Raw genomic sequence first — 17,394 nt, 5'->3', positions numbered from 1 at the left:
GTCTCGCGGACTTTATGCGTTCCCCAAGTGCGATTTCGCGCGCATCATGAGTAGGAGGCTCTTCGCACCGCAGGAGAGCTCGATGGGGCGGAGCGTGACGTGGCCATTCCGCGACCCCACAGGGGTTTGGGACTGCGCCCTCAGCTGAGTGACGAGGTCGCCGCCCGCATCCGTGAGCTGATCATGGAGGGGCGGGTGCGACCGGGGGAGTTCCTCCGGTTGGAGCGGCTGGCACTGGACTTCGGCATCAGCGTGACGCCGGTGCGCGAAGCGTTGCAGTCATTGCGCAGTGAGGGATTCGTACAACTCGAACCGCGGCGTGGATTCGTGGTGGCGCCGCTGTCCAAGCAGGACGTCAAGGACCTGTTCTGGGTGCAGGCGACCATCGCGGCCGAGCTGACCAACCGCGCGGCGGAGCTGATCGACCCGGAGGCGCTGAGGGAGCTCACCGCGATGCACCGGGCGCTCGGCCAGGCGGCGCAGGCCGGCCGGGTCGACCTCGTCGAGGAGCACAACCACGCCTTCCACCGGGCGATCAACCTGGCCGCCGAGTCGCCGAAGCTGGCCTGGTCGCTGGGCTCGGTCGCGCGGTACGTGCCGCGCGGGTTGTACGGGCGGCTGCCCGACTGGCCCGCGTCGGCGGTGCGGGATCACGAGCCGGTCCTGGAGGCCCTCGGCCTGGGGGACCCCGAGGCGGCGAGCGCGGCGATGCGCCTGCACATCACCCGCGCGGGCGAGCTGCTCATCGGTCATCTGGAACGCCAGGGCATGTGGGGCCCTGGGCCGGGGACGGCCGCGCCGGAGGGGCCGGAGAGCCCGACGGGAACGGGACCTTGACGAAGTTAGTGATTGAGTACTAACTTTCTCGCATGAGCCCACGGATGAGCGCCGAGGAGCGCCGCGAGGAGACGATCCGCGCGGCGATCTGCGAGTTCGGCCGGGGTGGCTACGAGGGCACGTCGACCGCCACCATCGCCAAGCGCGTCGGGGTCTCGCAGCCCTATCTCTTCCGGCTCTTCCCGTCCAAGCGGGCGCTGTTCCTCGCCGCGATCGATCGTTGCTTCGACGACCTCGAGGAGTCGATGCGCGAGGCCGCCGGCGGCAGGTACGGCAACGAGGCGATCGTCGCCATGGGCGCGCGCTACCGCGAACTGCTCGCCGGCGACGTCCAGCTCAAGTTCCAGCTCCAGCTCTATGCCGCCGCGCTCGACGACGAGGAGATCCGCCGCATCGGCAACACCCGGTGGGCCGGATTGTGGCGGATGCTGGGCGAGCTCTCCGGCGAGCCGGCCGACGAGATCCTGCGTTTCGTGTCGGTCGGCATGCTGCTCAACGTCCTGACCGCGCTCGACGTCCCCTACACGCCCGGCCCCAAGCTGGGCCGGTCGCTCCAGGACTGGTCCCGCGACTCGGCCCCCCGTCCCGACTCGTCCTGACCGGCCTGAACGAGGCCGATCCCGAAATTTTTTTGAGCAGTGAAGTTAGTGACCACTAACTAACCAAGGAGAAGGATCATGAGGCACCACCCGCTCAGAACCTTCATCGTGACCGGCATCGCGCTGTTCATGGTGTCGCTGGACAACCTGATCGTCACCAACGCGCTCCCCTCGATCCGGGCCGACCTCGGCACCGGACTCGAAGCGCTCGAGTGGACGGTCAACGCCTACACGCTCACGTTCGCCGTCCTGCTGCTCACCGGCGCCGCCGTCGCCGACCGGTTCGGCCGCCGCCGGCTCTTCATGATCGGCTTGACCGTCTTCACCGCGTCCTCGGCGGCCGCCGCGCTGGCCCCGGGCATCGGCACCCTGATCGCCGCCCGCGCCGTCCAGGGCGCGGGCGCCGCGATCATCACACCGCTGACCCTGACGATGCTCGCCGCCGCGGTCCCCGCCGCCAAGCGCGGCCAGGCCCTCGCCGCGTGGGGCGCGATGAGCGGCCTCGGCGTCGCGCTCGGCCCGGTCGTCGGCGGCGCGCTCACCGACGCCGCCGCCTGGCAGTGGATCTTCTGGATCAACGTGCCGATCGGGATCGTGCTGCTCGCGCTCGCCCGCCCGTTCCTCACCGAGAGCCACGGCCCGCGCCGGCCGCTGGACCTGATCGGAACGGTGCTGGTCAGCGCCGGACTGCTGGGCATCGTGCTCGGCCTGGTCGAGGGCAACGGCCGCGGCTGGACCAGCGGCCTGGTCCTCGCCTCGCTGATCGCCGGCGCGGCCCTCCTGGTCGCCTTCCTGGCGTACGAGGCGCGCGCCGCGCACCCGATGTTGCCGCTCGGGCTCTTCCGCAGCCGCGGGTTCAGCGCCGTCAACGCCTCCGCGCTGGTGATGTCGTTCGGCATGTTCGGCGCGGTCTTCCTGCTCGCGCAGTTCCTCCAGGGCGTCCAGGGGATGTCGCCACTGGAGGCCGGCGTGCGGACCCTGCCCTGGACCGCGATGCCGGTGCTGGTCGCGCCGCTCACGGCACCGCTGATGTCCCGCATCGGCGCGCGCAACGTGCTGGTCATCGCGCTGGCGTTCCAGGCCGCGGGCATCGCCTGGCTGAGCGCCGTGACCACGGCGGACGTGGCCTACACGGCCCTGCTGCCCGCGTTCGTCCTGAGCGGCGTCGGCATGGGCCTGTTCTTCTCACCGCAGGCACGGCTGGTCCTGGAGTTCGCGCCGCAGGAGTACACCGGCGTCGCGTCCGGCGTCGCCAACGCGCTGCGCCAGCTCGGCACCGTGCTCGGCATCGCGGTCCTGGGCGCGGTCTTCGCGGCCAATGGCGACTTCTCGAGCCCCGCGTCCTTCACCAGCGGGCTGAACGCCGCCACCTGGAGCGGAGCCGCCGTCCTGGCCGTCGCGGTCGTGGTCGCCCTGCTGATCCCGAGCCGCCTGCCCGCCCCCGCTTCCGCCCAGGCCCAGACCCCGGCCCAGGCCGCGACGCCCCCCGCGGGCGAGCCGGCCGAGGAGGAGAAGGCGGCCGTGACGGCCTGACGGTCAGGGGCCGGCCAGCCAGGCGTCGACGTCGGCGAGGAGCCGCTTCCGGACGGCATCGGGAGCGGCCGAGCCGCGGATCGACTGGCGGGCCAGCTCCGCCAGCTCGGCGTCGGTGAACGCGTGGTCCTCCCGCGCGATCTCGTACTGCCGGACGAGGCGGGAGCCGAACAGCAGCGGGTCGTCGGCGCCGAGCGCGAGCCGCGCCCCCGCGTCGAAGAGGGCCCGGAGCGGCACGTCGGTGGCCGTCCGGGCCACGCCCAGGCCGACGTTGGACGCCGGGCACACCTCCAGCGTCACCTGCCGTTCGACGATCCTCTCCAGCAGGGACCGGTCCTCGACGGCGCGCACGCCGTGCCCGACCCGGTCGGCGTGCAACGTCTCCAGGCACTCGCGCACGCTGTGCGGCCCGAGGAGCTCACCACCGTGCGGCGCGGCGAGCAGGCCCGCGTTGCTGGCGATCCGGAACGCGCCCTCGAAGTCGTACGCGCGCCCGCGCCGTTCGTCGTTGGAGAGGCCGAACCCGACGACGCCCTGGTCGGTGTAACGCACCGCGAGCCGGGCCAGCGTCTTGGCGTCCAGCGGATGCCGCGTGCGGTTGGCCGCGACGACGACGCCGATGCCCACGCCGGTGGCCTCCTCGGCCTCCCGGGCCGCGTCCAGCACCAGCTCCACCGTCGGGGTCAGCCCGCCGAACCGTGCCGCGTAGCCGCTCGGGTCGACCTGGATCTCCAGCCAGCCCGAGCCCTCCGCCGCCTCGTCCTCGGCGGTCTCGCGCAGCAGCCGCCGCAGGTCGTCCGGGGTCTGCAACACCGAGCGCGCGATGTCGTACAACCGCTGGAACCGGAACCAGCCGCGTTCGTCGGTCGCCTGCAGCCGCGGGGGCCAGTCGTCGACCAGGGCGTCGGGCAGGTGCACACCGCGTTCGTTCGCCAGCTCGACGAGCGTCGAGTGCCGCATCGAACCGGTGAAGTGCAGATGCAGGTGGGCCTTGGGAAGCGCGGTGAGGTCACGCGGGGCGGATGTGGAACTGGCCTCCATGAACCAATGTTGCCCGATCTTGCCTGGCGACGGTGTGCGGGCGCCCGGAGACCACCCGTGACGGTCATCACCCATGGCCCGGAACGACCAGGCCGGACATGGGCCGTCGCGCGCGGGAGGGCCATGCCGGGCGTCCTCGGAAGTCTCCGGAAAATACTTCGCGTGACCGTGCAACCCCGCTGGGGGGTCGCGCGTATATGGAGGGCGCAAGAGGTCAGAGGGTCAGAAGGGACACACAGAATGTTCACGATGAAGGCAGCCCTGATCGCGGCGTCCGCCGTCGGCACCGTCAGCGTCGGCGGGGTCACCTGGGCCGCCACGGGGCAGTCGGACTTCGGTCTCACGGGCGGCGCGTCCAAGGCGCCCGCGGCCGTGCAGAAGGTGCAGGACGCCGCGCCCGCCGCGCCGCCCACCTGCCTGCCCAAGTCCAAGCTCCCCAAGCTCCCCGCCACCCCGAAGGCATCGAACCTCCCGAAGGCCCCCGACGCCTCCAAGCCGAACCTGCCGCTTCCCAAGGACGTCCCCACCCTTCCGAAGGACGTCCCCGGGACGCCCAAGGACGTCCCCGGCCTCCCCAAGGACGTCCCGGGGACGCCCAAGGACCTGCCCGGCGCGCCCGCCACCCTTCCGGCCGCTCCCAAGGATCTGCCGAAGAATCTCCCGGCCACCCCGGGCGTCCCGGGCGCGCCGCAGAAGGTCCCGGGCGCCCCGGCGCTGCCGGACTGCGGCCCGGACGCCGGAAGGCTCCCCGGCGCCAAGCCGTCCACGCTCCCGACCGCCCTGCCCAAGCCGGGCGCGCCCAAGCTCCCCGCCGTCCCGGCGCTCCGGTGTGACTCCCTTCCCCCGGCGGTGCCCGTCGGCGGCTCGGTCGAGAAGACACTGATCCTGCCCAAGGGCCTGGCGTTCACGACCGCGCACAGCGCCGTCAAGGAGGTGAACGGCCGCCGGTTCTGCACGATCACGCAGAAGTGGGCCGGCAAGGCGGGCCAGTGGCTTACCGTCGAGCGCCTGAAGGTGCCCGCCGGGGTCACCGAGAAGGACCTGCGCAAGACGCTGAAGCTGCCCGCCGCGGGCGGCCGCCAGATCACCGTCAACGGTCACGCGGCCTGGCAGAGCCCGTCCGGCGAGGGCGTGCTGGTGTACGACCAGAACGGCTACTCGCTCCTGGTCAACGGCAGCCCGGTCATGGCGGGCGGCCTGAAGGACCTCACCGGCGCCCTCCAGGCCCGCTGAGACCTCCGGGGCGGGTGATCCCAGGCGCGAGGGACCACCCGCCCCGGCGACGGGCGAACGAGGCACGACACAAATCAAGACCGTTCACGGCCGGACGGAGAGCAGTGGGTCGTCGAGACGACGAGTCGTTCACAGAGTTCGTGGCGGCGCGCGGGACCGCGTTGACGCGGACCGCCGCGCTCCTCTGCGGCGCCCGCCAGGACGCCGAGGACCTCGTTCAGGCCGCCTTGGAGAAGGCGTACCGGCACTGGGGGAGGCTCGATCCCGACAGTGATCCCGAGCCGTACGTACGCCGCATCCTGGTCAACCTGGCGATCAGCAGGACGCGCCGCTGGAAGGTGCTGCGGGAGATCTACATGGCGCGGCCGCCGGAGGAACCGGTCGCCTCGGCCGTCCACGCGGTCGAACTGCGCGGAACGCTGATGGACGAGCTGCGCGAGCTCGGCCCGCGGCAGCGCGCGGTGCTCGTCCTGCGCTTCTGGGAGGACCTCTCGGAGGCGGAGACCGCGCAGGTGCTCGGCTGCTCGGTCGGCACGGTCAAGAGCCAGGCGTCCCGCGGCCTCGCCAGGCTTCGCGAAAGGCTCGGCGCCGGCATGGCGCCGATGGGGGAGATGAGATGAGCGATGGACCTGGAGAGTGAACTTCGGCAGGCGATGGCGGAGCACACCGCCGAGGCGTCGGCCCCGCCCTCGCTCGCGGCGCGGGTGCGGCACCGCCACCGGCGGCGCCAACGGCGCAACCGCACCGCGCTCGGCATCGCCGCCGTCGCCGTGACGGCGATCGCCGCCGTGCCGTCCTACAAGTCGTTCCAGGCGGAGCCGGTGAGCTCGGTGGGCCCCTCCGCCTCGGGTGGCGCGGCCACGCCGAGCCCGCCCGGAACGGCAGCCCAGCCCCCCGTCCCGGGCCCCGCGCCGTCATCCCGCTCGGCGGGGCCCGGGACAGGGCCGAGCCACCGGCCGTCCGGGCCTGGCAAGCCCGGCGACCACGGCCTGCCGCTGCCGCCGGGCAAGGCACCGAGGCTTCCCGCCTGGGTGACCTACCTGCCGTCCGGGCTGACCGCCGACGGCCCGTGCGGCACCGAGCGCGGCGCGCACGATACGACCACCACCTGCCGGTGGCGTGGTCCGTCCGGTTCGGTGGAGGTACGGGTGATCCGCGGCTCCGGGTTCACCGGACCGGAGAGCCTGGCCTCGTTCCCCGCCGTGCCGGCTCCCGCGGCGGTGCGCGGGCAGCGCGCGATCATGGGCGACCGGCCGGACGCCGGCCGCCAGATCGCCTGGCTCGACCGGCCCGGCGTCGGCGTCCTGGTGATCGTCGGCGGCGCGGCGCGCGACCGGCTGCTGCGGATCGCCGAGGGCGTCCGGCCCTGAGACCACCCCCGCCAAGGCGGACGCCCCGGCGGATGTCTCCGCCGGGGCGTCGCCTTGCCCGTGCCGTGCGCCGGTGCGCCGCACCGAGATGTCAGTGGGATGTCAGTGGGATGTCAGTGGGCCTCGCCGAGCAGCTTGGCCACCCGGGAGATGCCCTCGACCAGGTCGTCGTCGCCGAGCGCGTACGAGAGCCGGAAGTAGCCCGGGGTGCCGAACGCCTCACCCGGCACCAGCGCGACCTCGGCCTCCTCCAGGATCAGCGAGGCCAGCTCGACCGACGTCCGCGGCCGCTTGCCGCGGATCTCCTTGCCGAGCAGCTCCTTGACCGAGGGGTAGCAGTAGAACGCGCCCTCGGGCTCCGGGCACAACACGCCCGGGATGTCGTTGAGCATGCGCACCATCGTCTGGCGGCGCCGGTCGAACGCCTTGCGCATCTCGGCCACCGCCGACAGGTCGCCGGTCACCGCGGCCAGCGCGGCCGCCTGGGAGACGTTGGCGACGTTGGACGTGGCGTGCGACTGCAGGTTGGCCGCGGCCTTCACGACGTCCTTCGGGCCGATCATCCAGCCGACCCGCCAGCCGGTCATCGCGTACGTCTTGGCGACGCCGTTGAGCACCAGCGTGCGGTCGGCCAGCTCGGGCACCACCACGGGCATCGAGTGGAACTCGGCGTCCCCGTACACCAGGTGCTCGTAGATCTCGTCGGTGATCACCCAGAGGCCGTGCCCGTCCGCCCAGCGGCCGATCGCCTCGATCTCGTCGCGCGAGTAGATGGCGCCGGTCGGGTTGGACGGCGACACGAACAGCAGCACCTTGGTCCGGTCCGTGCGGGCCGCCTCGAGCTGCTCCACGCTCACCCGGTAGCCGGTGGTCTCGTCGGCCACCACGTCGACCGGCACGCCCCCGGCGAGCTTGATCGACTCGGGGTAGGTGGTCCAGTACGGCGTCGGCACGATGACCTCGTCACCCGGGTCGAGCAGTGCGGCGAACGCCTCGTACACCGCCTGCTTGCCGCCGTTGGTGACCAGCACCTGGGCCGCCTCGACCTTGTAGCCGGAGTCGCGCTCGGTCTTCTCCGCGATGGCGGTCTTCAGCTCCGGCAGACCGCCGGCGGGCGTGTACTTGTGGAAACGCGGCACCCTGCACGCGGTCACCGCGGCCTCGACGATGTAGCCGGGCGTCGGGAAGTCCGGTTCGCCCGCGCCGAATCCGATGACCGGGCGGCCCGCCGCCTTCAGCGCCTTGGCCTTGGCGTCGACGGCCAGGGTGGCGGACTCGGAGATCGCGGCGATGCGCTGGGAAATGCGAGGACGGTCAGTGCTCATGCCCCTATCGTTACAGAGGACCACCGATGCTCACGTCCCTATTCCGCACTCGTCGCGCGAAGGCCGGACGTGGCGTCGTGGCCGGTCGCGCGGCCTCCGGGCGGCGACCGGGGGTGATCTTCTCGGCGTCTGGTTCGACTAGCGGGCCATCGGCAACGTAGACTCACCCCGCAGTGACGCCTCATCGGCATACGGCCATGTCTTCACAAGGCCTAAGCTGGGAGCGGCACAGTTCGGCAGTGCCGGCCTCTTCCGGGAGGTCGCAGTGTTGGCCTCCCTTCCGGGAGGGTTGAAGGGCAGTGGCTCAATTGGCAGAGCTCCGGTCTCCAAAACCGGCGGTTGGGGGTTCGAGTCCCTCCTGCCCTGCGAGGTGCGGTGCGCGCACCCGTACCCGGTCACGTCATGGCACGCCGTCATGGCGAGCCGGTGACGGACCGGCGCTACAACCACATGGTGGTTGATCACGACCTATGAGGTGAACGGCGGCACAATGGCGACTGAGACGAGCAGCGGTGAGGCCGCGGCCAAGGACGAAGGCAGGAAGCCCGCTGGCAAGCGGACCAATCCGGCTCTCTTCGTGCGCCAGATCATCGCCGAGCTGCGCAAGGTCATCTGGCCGACGCGCCGGGAGCTCATCACCTACACCACGGTCTGCCTGGTGTTCGTGCTGGTGATGATCGGGATCGTGTCGGGCCTGGACTGGCTCCTCACCAAGGGCATCTTCTGGGTGTTCGCCTAGGCCTCATCCGGCCGCGCGGGCCTTGCGCCCGGGCTGAGTCCCCACGCGCATCACCACGTCCACCGCACCAGGTCACCGCACCAGCCGAACTCCATGACCGAACCGCCGAGAGAAAGAGTCACCGTGTCCGAGTCCACACAGCCCCACGACGAGGCCACCGAAGAGGGCCAGTCTGCTGCGGCTGCTGCGGCCGACCCGGCGGTTGAGTCCGCCGCGCCGGCGGACGAGGCGACCGCCGAGCCCACCGCCGACGTCGAGGCCCCCGAGGACTCCGCGGCGGACGCTGAGACCGAGGACGGCGCGGCTTCCGATGACGGGGCCGACGCTGAGACCGAGGCCGACGCCGACGCCGACGCCGAGACCGACGAGGACGAGGACGAGGCGGCCGACGCCGGGCCTCCGGCCGACCCGTACGCGGACTTCAAGATGCAGCTCCGCCTGCAGCCGGGCGACTGGTACGTCGTGCACTCCTACGCGGGGTACGAAAACCGGGTCAAGACCAACATCGAGACCCGGACCCAGACCCTCAACATGGAGGACTACATCTTCCAGATCGAGGTGCCCCAGCACGAGGTCACCGAGATCAAGGGCGGCAAGCGGCAGAAGGTCAACGAGAAGGTCCTGCCGGGCTACATCCTGGTCCGCATGGAGCTGACCGACGAGTCGTGGGCCGCGGTCCGCAACACCCCGGGCGTCACCGGCTTCGTCGGCCTGTCCAACAAGCCGTCGCCGCTGAGCCTGGACGAGGTCGCCAACCTGCTGGCCCCCGAGCCGGAGGAGGGCAGCCCGGCCAAGGCCGAGAAGCAGGCCAAGGTCGCCGCCACCGTCGACTACGAGGTGGGCGAGTCGGTCACCGTCATGGACGGCCCGTTCGCGACGCTGCCCGCCACGGTCAACGAGATCAACGCCGAGCAGCAGAAGCTCAAGGTCCTCGTTTCGATCTTCGGCCGCGAGACCCCGGTCGAGTTGTCGTTCAACCAGGTCTCCAAGATCTGACAGACGTGCGAAACGCCCTCGCGTACGCGGGGGCGTTTTTCATGGCATAAACTCGCTAGTCGGCCCCGCCTCTGCGGGGACGGCTCGAAAAGGTGGCTGCGATCGTCAAGACGCAGCCACGGCCCCGCGTCGGCGGGGATCTCGAGCCTTCATGATCCCAACACCGCGGTAGACGTTCCGTCCGTGGTGTTGCCCGTCCAACGGGAGTCGGGATCACAGTGAATAGGAACGCTAGGGGTGAGGCATGCCTCCCAAGAAAAAAGTCGCCGCCGTCGTGAAGGTGCAGCTGCAGGCCGGTCAGGCGACGCCCGCGCCGCCCGTCGGTACCGCGCTCGGTCCGCACGGCGTCAACATCATGGACTTCTGCAAGCAGTACAACGCGGCCACGGAGTCCCAGCGCGGCAACGTCATCCCCGTAGAGATCACCATCTACGAGGACCGCTCGTTCACCTTCATCACCAAGACCCCGCCGGCCGCGCAGCTGATCCTCAAGGCCGCGGGCGTGGAGAAGGGCTCCGGCGAGCCGCACAAGACCAAGGTCGGCTCGGTCACGCGCGACCAGATCCGCGAGATCGCCACGACCAAGATGCCCGACCTCAACGCCAACGACCTGGACGCCGCCGAGAAGATCGTCGCCGGCACCGCCCGTTCGATGGGCATCGAGGTCAAGTAGGTCTTCCTGCGGGGGTCTCCCCGCACGGACGTGGGAGGGCCGCCCGCCGCGGCCCGCTCTACCACCAAGGAGCAATGCTCATGAAGCACAGCAAGGGTTACCGCAACGCGTCGGAGAAGATCGACCGGGAGAAGCTCTACAGCCCGGCCGAGGCCGTCGCGCTGGCCAAGGAGACCTCGGTCACCAAGTTCGACGCGACCGTCGAGGTCGCCCTGCGCCTGGGCGTCGACCCGCGCAAGGCCGACCAGATGGTCCGTGGCACCGTCAACCTGCCGCACGGCACCGGTAAGACCGCCCGCGTGCTGGTCTTCGCCGGTGGCGCCAAGGCCGACGAGGCCCGCGAGGCCGGTGCCGACATCGTCGGCTCGGACGACATGATCGAGAAGATCCAGGGCGGCTTCCTGGACTTCGACGCCGTCGTGGCGACCCCGGACCAGATGGGCAAGGTCGGCCGCCTGGGCCGCGTGCTCGGCCCGCGCGGTCTCATGCCGAACCCGAAGACCGGCACCGTCACCATGGACGTGGCCAAGGCCGTGTCCGACATCAAGGGCGGCAAGATCGAGTTCCGTGTCGACCGGCACGCGAACCTGCACTTCATCATCGGCAAGGCGTCCTTCAGCCAGCGCCAGCTGGTGGAGAACTACGCCGCCGCGGTGGACGAGATCCAGCGTCTCAAGCCGTCGGCCGCCAAGGGCCGGTACGTCAAGAAGGCCGTCATCACCACCTCGATGGGCCCGAGCGTTCCGGTGGACCCGAACGCGGTCCGCAACCTGACCGCCGAGCTCGACGAGGCCTGATCGCCTTGGTCGCGGCCGTCGTCGGCGGCCGCGACCGTCCGTAGGCGCGTCTGACGTCTGAACGCAGGCACCTCGAAAGGGGCGCTCCCGCTGGGGGCGCCCCTTTTCGCGTGCCGATATCAGGTCGGCCAAGAATCTCGTTCGCTTTGTTCGGACCTGATGCGGTTGGTGTTGAATCGGTCTCGCTCGGTGATCTCACCCGCCCCTGCCTGCCCCGCCCCTGATGGAGGATCGTGGAGCGTCGCACCGACCGGGCCGCCGCGTTCTGCGTGCTCACCGCCGTGTTCGTCGTGCCCGCGGCGGTCCTCGCCGTGGTGCGTTCCGGTGCCGTGGCCGCGCCCGATCCCGGGCGCACGTGGTCCCCGGCCGCCGCCGGGCCCGCACCGCTCGGACGGCCTGCCGGCGCACGCCCCGGCGGCAGAGCCCTCGGCGGCGGGCGGCCCGGTGGGGGACGGCCTGCCGTGACGGTGGTCCTTGGCCGCGGGGGAGCGGTCCCGCTCCGGTCGTTCGGCCGGGTGACCGATGTACGGCTGTCGGGCGGGCCCGACGGCGACTACGAGCACGTCACCGAGGTCGCGCTCGTCAGGCTGGACCCGGCGTTCGCGATGCGGGCGACCGGGACGCGGATCAGCCGGAGGAACGGCGTGCTCACCAGGGCCGCCCGGCGGGTGGTCGTGCGCGGCCGGACGATGCGCACGTTCGACGGCGGGAGATGGCGGACCACGAGGCTCACCGCCGCCCAGGTCGCCGCGTTGCGCGCCGGGTCGGATCCCCGGAGGCTCACGTGGCTGGTCCGCGCCGCTCCGGGTGCCGAAGCGGCGGGCCCGGACCGGTACGGCTCGATCCGCTTCGGGGCCCGGACGGCGGCGGGCGGCATCCGCGCGTTGCTGCCGGGGAACGCCGCGGCCGAGGTGCGGCGGGCCCTGCCCGCGGGCACGGTCGTGGACGTCGAGTTGTGGGCGGACACGGAGGGGCGGCCGAACTGGATCGGGCTGGGCGCGACCGGGCCGGGCAGGGTGCTCTCGGGTTCGGTGGCGTTCCGCTCGTACGGTTGAGACGCCCGTACCGTCGGGCGGGCGACCTGTTCACGCCGCACGGAGGGGGTACGCCGCGGGTCGTACCGCGAGCCGATCTATTGGTACCACCGGGGGATGTGGTCCAGAGCACGCCGGACGAGACTGGGGTCATCGGGCAGGCAACGAAGGAGGCTCATCCTCATGAAGCGCCGATTCGCCGTGGCGGCCGGCGGCACCGCCGTGGGTGCCATGCTGCTCGTCTCCGGATGCAACGGTGACGGGACTGGCGCCGGCACCGACGACATGAAGCTCACCGCCGCCCAGGCGCTGGTCAAGACCTCGGAGCGCACCGGCCAGGCCGACACGTTCAAGGCCGACCTGACCGTGACCGACACCGGCGACGGCGGCGGCACGATGCGCGCGTCCGGGCAGTTCAGCCTCAAGCCGACGCTGACGTTCAGTGCCCAGCTCGATGAGTTCAGCCGTGGCGGCCAGGCCATCACGGGCGTCAAGGGACAGGCCATCTACACCGGCGACGTGCTCTACGCCAAGGTGCCGCAGCTGGCACGGTTCGTCGCCAACGGCAAGCCCTGGGTGAAGATCGACGTCAACCGGCTCGGCCAGAACGCCGGGTTCGACGTCAAGTCGCTCGTCGACCAGGCGCAGAAGGTCAGCCCGGCCGAGCAGACCAAGATGTTCACCGGCTCCAAGGACGCGCGCCGGGTCGGCAAGGAGGACGTCGACGGCGTCAGCACCACCCACTACACCGGCACCGTGACCGTGCAGGACGCGCTCGACCGGCTGGACGCGGCCACGCGGCAGAAGGTGCAGGGCTGGTTCCCGCAGAACGGCAACGCCGCCAACGAGAAGATCAACTTCGATCTGTGGACCGACAAGGACGGGCTGCCGCGCAAGCTGCAGTCCAAGGGCGCGTCCGGCCAGAACTCCGGCACGGTGACCGTCCTCTACAGCGACTACGGCAAGTCGTTCAACGTCAACCCGCCGCCCGCCGACCAGACCGGGGAGCTCTCCCTCACCGGGCTCCTGGGCGGTAACTGACCGATCAGGCGTTAAGGGCCGATGGTGCGGATCGCGCACCATCGGCCCTTCGTATGTCTTGAACCCGCTCGCCCTTGTTGACACGACTCGCCGGTCTTGAACCCACGCGTCCCTCCCCGCGTCTAAACTGCTCGTCCGGTCGGCGCTGCCGCGGCCGGCTCGGCTATCCACGGAGGAGAACAGATGATTCGTCGCTTCGCAGCGGGCACGGCGGTGGCCACCGGCCTCGCCCTGTCGCTCACCGGCTGTCTTGGAGCGGCCACGGACAAGGCGGGGGAGACCGGTAGCAAGATCCAGCTGACCGCGGCCCAGGTGCTCGGCAAGGCCGCCGAGAAGACCAGCACGACCGACTCGTTCAAGGCGAGCATGTCGATGCAGGGCAGCAGCAAAGAGGGCGACATGACGATGTCGGGGAGCATGCAGTACCGCACCAAGCCCGACATCGCCTACAGCATGAAGTTCGACCAGATGGTCGTGGCCGGTCAGAAGATGAGCGGCATGGAGTCGGTGCTGGTCGACCGCACCATGTACATGAAGATGACGTTCCTGACCGACCTGTTCAAGCAGTTCGGCGGCGGTGGCGGGGCGGCCCCGGCCACCAAGCCGTGGATCAAGATCTCGCTCGACGAGGTCGGCGCGCAGGCGGGCATCAACATCGACCAGCTGCTCGAGCAGAGCCGGCAGATGGACCCGGTCCAGAACACCAAGATGCTGACGGCCTCCAAGGACGCGCGCCTGGTGGGCAAGGAGAACGTCGAGGGCGTCGACACCACGCACTACACCGGGACCTACAGCATGGCCGACGCCATGTCCAAGCTGACCCCCGAGCAGCAGAAGGCCCTCCAGAAGAGCGCGGCGCAGAGCGGCATGGACAACATGGCCTTCGACCTGTGGGTGGACGACCAGCAGCTGCCCAAGAAGATGGTCATGAAGTCGGCGCCCGGCGCCACCGAGCAGATGACGATGACCATGGTCTACCGGGACTACGGCAAGCCGGTGCAGATCGCCGCGCCGCCCGCCGACCAGGTCTCCGACTACAGCCAGATGATGAAGAGCCTGCAGCCGGGCATGCCCCGCTCGTGACGGCTCGTTCGTGAGCGAACGCCGAAGGGCCGTCCCGGGTACGCGCCGGGGCGGCCCTTCGGCGTTCACCGCGCCTATTGATTTGGTGCGCGGCGCAATCAGCACGTACTCTGTTGTCTGCCGAAGACCGCCGGTCGTCACCATCAGGTGACCGAAGGACTTGAGTTCCGATCGTTTCCGCGATCGGACATCGGGTCGGCCCGCGTAGGTGATGACGAGAGCTTCCTGCATGACTCCGTGTCGTGCCTGACGCCCCGTGCGCCTACGCCGGGGCGTTCGCTGTTTTCTCAAGAGTTTCGCCCCGGCGGCTTCCACCCAGGTAATCGGAAGGAGGCCCATGGCAAAGGCCGAAAAGGCTGCGGCGGTCGCCGAGCTCAAGACCGAGTTCGAGAGCTCCAACGGCGCCGTGCTGACCGAGTACCGCGGGCTCACGGTCGCGCAGCTCAAGGAGCTGCGCACCAACCTCGGCGAGAACGCGAGGTTCGCCGTGGTGAAGAACACGCTGACCAAGATCGCCGCTGACGGCGCCGGGCTCGACGAGCAGTTCAAGTCGCTGCTCGAAGGTCCCTCGGCGATCGCGTTCGTCAAGGGTGACGTGGTCGAGGCCGCCAAGGGCCTGCGTGACTTCTCCAAGGCCAACCAGCACCTGGTGATCAAGGGTGGCTTCATCGACGGCAAGTCGATGGACGCCGCGGAGATCACCAAGCTCGCGGACCTCGAGTCGCGCGAGGTGCTCCTCGCGAAGCTCGCGGGTGCGATGAAGGGCAACATGGCCAAGGCCGCTGCCGTCTTCGCCGCCCTGCCGACGCAGACCGCCCAGCTCGCCGAGGCGCTTCGCGCCAAGCGCGAGGCCGCCGGCGAGACCGTCGAGGCTCCGGCCGCGGCGCCCGCCGACGACGCGCCGGCCGCCGAGGCCGCCGCCGACGAGGCGCCCGCCGAGTAACGGTCCGTACGGACCAGGACCCCGCGGTCCACGCACGACCTCAAGTCCCAAGCCATAGCGGAGGAACACATCATGGCGAAGCTCAGCACCGACGACCTTATGGACGCCTTCAAGGAGATGACCCTCCTGGAGCTGTCGGAGTTCGTGAAGCAGTTCGAGGAAGTCTTCGACGTCAAGGCCGCCGCCCCGGTCGCCGCCGTCGCCGCCGTCCAGGGCGGTCCCGCCGCGGCCGAGGCGCCCGCCGAGCAGGACGAGTTCGACGTCATCCTCGAGGCCGCCGGCGACAAGAAGATCCAGGTCATCAAGGAGGTCCGTGGTCTCACGAGCCTCGGCCTCAAGGAGGCCAAGGACCTGGTCGACGGCGCGCCCAAGCCGCTGCTCGAGAAGGTCAACAAGGAGGCCGCCGAGAAGGCCAAGGAGGCCCTGGAGAAGGCCGGCGCGACGGTCACCGTCAAGTAAGGCGTTCTCCGAGCTTCGGAGCCCACGCGGCTCCCGCGCTCTCCTGAGAAGCGGTCATCCCACCGTGCGGTGGGATGACCGCTTCTCTCGTTCCCGGGCCGGTGTTCTTGTCCGGACGTGACAAAAAGACGTCCGAACCTGCTTTGGAGAGCTAGTTGTGGGCGTCCGCGTGCTCCCCGTAGCGTCACCCACTACCCGCACAACGGCAGAGACGTACCGGCCGGACCAGGCCGCCCACCCCCACCCCCGGCTTGAGGTGCCTCTTCTTGGACGAGTAGTCTCACAGGCGATGTAAGTAACGATTGTCTTACGACGTCGCATTTTGCCTCTGATCTGGCCCTGAACCTCTTCCATTTCCACAATGGGCCGCTACGGTAGTGGCACCCGCCACAGCTACCGAGCGGTAGCAACGGGGCGGACACAAGGTGTGACGACAACTTCACCGTGAACACGGGCCCGCCTTCGACCATCCCCTCCCCCTTGGATGACGTTGTGCACCGGCTTGGGTTCGCTACTCGATCATTGGGTTCCGGATTCCCCCGGCCTGGACGAAAGGTGACGAGTGGGCGTCGAGATTCGCGTCGAAGGACTGACCAAGGCCTTCGGCAGCCAGACCATCTGGCAGGACGTATCGCTAACGATCCCCGCAGGAGAGATCTCCGTTCTCCTGGGGCCCTCGGGCACGGGCAAGTCCGTCTTCCTGAAGTCCCTGGTCGGGTTGCTCAAGCCCAACCGCGGTCACATCTGGATCGGCGAGCGCGACCTGCCGTACCTGCCCGAGAGCCAGCTCTACGAGACCCGCAAGCTCTTCGGCGTGCTGTTCCAGGACGGCGCGCTCTTCGGCTCGATGAACATCTACGACAACGTGGCGTTCCCCCTGCGGGAGCACACGAAGAAGTCCGAGTCCGAAGTCAAGCGGATCGTCATGGAGAAGCTCGAGCTGGTCGGCCTGCTCGGCGCCGAGGGCAAGCTCCCCGGTGAGATCTCCGGCGGTATGAAGAAGCGCGCCGGCCTGGCCCGCGCGCTGGTGCTCGACCCCGAGATCCTGCTGGTGGACGAGCCCGACTCCGGTCTGGACCCGGTTCGCACCGCCTACCTCAACCAGACGATCGTGGACCTGAACGCCGAGCTCAACGCGACGTTCCTCATCGTCACCCACGACATCAACACCGCGCGGACCGTGCCGGACAACATCGGCCTGCTGTTCCGCCGCGAGCTGGTGATGTTCGGCCCGCGCGAGATGTTGCTGTCGAGCGAGGAGCCGGTCGTCCGGCAGTTCCTCAACGCCCGCCGCGTGGGCCCCATCGGCATGTCCGAGGAGAAGGACGTCTCCGAGCTGGAGGCCGAGGCCAAGATGGGGCTGGACGTGGGCAAGCTGCCCCCGATCCCGCCGCAGCAGATGCCCAGCTCCGGGCGCCTGCGCACGGGCCAGAGCGCCCCCGGTGCCTGGTGCGCCGCGCACGGCGTCACGCCGCCGCCCGGTTCGTTCATCGACGACATGGGCCGCAACTGGGTCGAGGAGTGGCCGCGGTACGTCGCCTCGATGCGCCCGGTCGCCGGTCCCGTCGGCGGGCCGCCGGCGGGTCCGCCCGGTCACCAACCCCCTGGAGCAAGGTACTGATGTCAACTCCTGGTATCGGCGCGGACCAGCGAGGGGGCAGGAAGGGCGGCGACGGCGGCTCTCCCGGCAC

At 70.2% G+C, this 17,394-nt stretch carries 18 protein-coding genes and 1 tRNA gene; 17 read left to right on the top strand and 2 right to left on the bottom strand.

Annotated elements, in window-relative coordinates:
• Positions 1-126 precede the first annotated feature (126 nt).
• The 3 genes from ABZ810_RS04285 to ABZ810_RS04275 all read left to right on the top strand — a co-directional run bounded on the left by ABZ810_RS04285 (position 127) and on the right by ABZ810_RS04275 (position 2,969).
• A complete protein-coding gene (locus tag ABZ810_RS04285) occupies positions 127-837 on the top strand; it encodes a GntR family transcriptional regulator (RefSeq protein WP_358399059.1) in 711 nt (236 codons plus the stop codon).
• A gap of 32 nt (positions 838-869) precedes the next feature.
• Entirely contained in the window at positions 870-1,436 is a 567-nt protein-coding gene (locus ABZ810_RS04280) for a TetR/AcrR family transcriptional regulator (protein WP_358399056.1), read from the top strand.
• Between the two features lie 78 nt (positions 1,437-1,514).
• Complete coding sequence (locus tag ABZ810_RS04275) at positions 1,515-2,969, top strand: DHA2 family efflux MFS transporter permease subunit (RefSeq protein WP_358399054.1); 1,455 nt, start codon at positions 1,515-1,517, stop codon at positions 2,967-2,969.
• Between the two features lie 3 nt (positions 2,970-2,972).
• Here the strand turns inward: ABZ810_RS04275 and ABZ810_RS04270 are convergent, their stop codons facing one another.
• Positions 2,973-4,010 (bottom strand): adenosine deaminase, encoded by a 1,038-nt coding sequence (locus ABZ810_RS04270; protein ID WP_358399051.1) that lies wholly within the window; start codon positions 4,008-4,010, stop codon positions 2,973-2,975.
• Between the two features lie 249 nt (positions 4,011-4,259).
• Between ABZ810_RS04270 and ABZ810_RS04265 the strand changes: the two genes are divergently transcribed.
• From ABZ810_RS04265 to ABZ810_RS04255, 3 genes are all read left to right on the top strand, one after another.
• Complete coding sequence (locus ABZ810_RS04265; RefSeq protein WP_358399048.1) at positions 4,260-5,243, top strand: hypothetical protein; 984 nt, start codon at positions 4,260-4,262, stop codon at positions 5,241-5,243.
• A 104-nt stretch (positions 5,244-5,347) separates the two neighbouring features.
• Positions 5,348-5,863 (top strand): SigE family RNA polymerase sigma factor, encoded by a 516-nt coding sequence (locus tag ABZ810_RS04260; RefSeq protein WP_358399046.1) that lies wholly within the window; start codon positions 5,348-5,350, stop codon positions 5,861-5,863.
• 3 nt (positions 5,864-5,866) lie between these two features.
• Positions 5,867-6,613 carry a hypothetical protein gene (locus ABZ810_RS04255; RefSeq protein ID WP_358399043.1) on the top strand — a complete coding sequence of 249 codons (747 nt, stop codon included), beginning with the start codon at positions 5,867-5,869 and terminating at the stop codon, positions 6,611-6,613.
• A gap of 113 nt (positions 6,614-6,726) precedes the next feature.
• On the opposite strand, the gene ABZ810_RS04250 is transcribed toward ABZ810_RS04255, so the two are convergent.
• The gene (locus tag ABZ810_RS04250; RefSeq protein WP_358399040.1) at positions 6,727-7,938 is read right to left on the bottom strand and encodes a pyridoxal phosphate-dependent aminotransferase; all 1,212 of its coding nucleotides are present in this window, start codon (positions 7,936-7,938) and stop codon (positions 6,727-6,729) included.
• A gap of 293 nt (positions 7,939-8,231) precedes the next feature.
• Here ABZ810_RS04250 and ABZ810_RS04245 point away from each other — a divergent pair.
• The 11 genes from ABZ810_RS04245 to ABZ810_RS04195 all read left to right on the top strand — a co-directional run bounded on the left by ABZ810_RS04245 (position 8,232) and on the right by ABZ810_RS04195 (position 17,324).
• A tRNA-Trp gene (locus tag ABZ810_RS04245) sits at positions 8,232-8,304 on the top strand.
• A 124-nt stretch (positions 8,305-8,428) separates the two neighbouring features.
• Entirely contained in the window at positions 8,429-8,677 is a 249-nt protein-coding gene (secE, locus tag ABZ810_RS04240; RefSeq protein WP_358399037.1) for a preprotein translocase subunit SecE, read from the top strand.
• A gap of 123 nt (positions 8,678-8,800) precedes the next feature.
• Positions 8,801-9,673 carry a transcription termination/antitermination protein NusG gene (gene nusG, locus ABZ810_RS04235; RefSeq protein ID WP_358399035.1) on the top strand — a complete coding sequence of 291 codons (873 nt, stop codon included), beginning with the start codon at positions 8,801-8,803 and terminating at the stop codon, positions 9,671-9,673.
• A gap of 244 nt (positions 9,674-9,917) precedes the next feature.
• Complete coding sequence (gene rplK, locus ABZ810_RS04230) at positions 9,918-10,346, top strand: 50S ribosomal protein L11 (RefSeq protein ID WP_358399032.1); 429 nt, start codon at positions 9,918-9,920, stop codon at positions 10,344-10,346.
• A gap of 80 nt (positions 10,347-10,426) precedes the next feature.
• The gene (rplA, locus tag ABZ810_RS04225; RefSeq protein WP_358399029.1) at positions 10,427-11,143 is read left to right on the top strand and encodes a 50S ribosomal protein L1; all 717 of its coding nucleotides are present in this window, start codon (positions 10,427-10,429) and stop codon (positions 11,141-11,143) included.
• Between the two features lie 233 nt (positions 11,144-11,376).
• A complete protein-coding gene (locus ABZ810_RS04220) occupies positions 11,377-12,198 on the top strand; it encodes a hypothetical protein (RefSeq protein ID WP_358399026.1) in 822 nt (273 codons plus the stop codon).
• Between the two features lie 162 nt (positions 12,199-12,360).
• Complete coding sequence (locus ABZ810_RS04215) at positions 12,361-13,218, top strand: hypothetical protein (RefSeq protein ID WP_358399023.1); 858 nt, start codon at positions 12,361-12,363, stop codon at positions 13,216-13,218.
• A gap of 183 nt (positions 13,219-13,401) precedes the next feature.
• Positions 13,402-14,301 (top strand): LppX_LprAFG lipoprotein, encoded by a 900-nt coding sequence (locus ABZ810_RS04210; protein ID WP_358399020.1) that lies wholly within the window; start codon positions 13,402-13,404, stop codon positions 14,299-14,301.
• A 337-nt stretch (positions 14,302-14,638) separates the two neighbouring features.
• Complete coding sequence (rplJ, locus tag ABZ810_RS04205; protein WP_358399017.1) at positions 14,639-15,244, top strand: 50S ribosomal protein L10; 606 nt, start codon at positions 14,639-14,641, stop codon at positions 15,242-15,244.
• Between the two features lie 72 nt (positions 15,245-15,316).
• Complete coding sequence (gene rplL / locus ABZ810_RS04200; RefSeq protein WP_358399015.1) at positions 15,317-15,703, top strand: 50S ribosomal protein L7/L12; 387 nt, start codon at positions 15,317-15,319, stop codon at positions 15,701-15,703.
• A 562-nt stretch (positions 15,704-16,265) separates the two neighbouring features.
• Positions 16,266-17,324, top strand: coding sequence for an ABC transporter ATP-binding protein (locus ABZ810_RS04195; RefSeq protein ID WP_358399012.1), 1,059 nt, complete (start codon positions 16,266-16,268; stop codon positions 17,322-17,324).
• The last annotated feature ends 70 nt before the right edge of the window (positions 17,325-17,394 follow it).

The organism is Spirillospora sp. NPDC047279 (assembly GCF_040643285.1).
Lineage (GTDB): Bacteria > Actinomycetota > Actinomycetes > Streptosporangiales > Streptosporangiaceae > Spirillospora.
The sequence above is the reverse complement of the archived record's forward strand: the minus strand, read 5'-3'. Positions and strand labels throughout refer to the sequence as shown.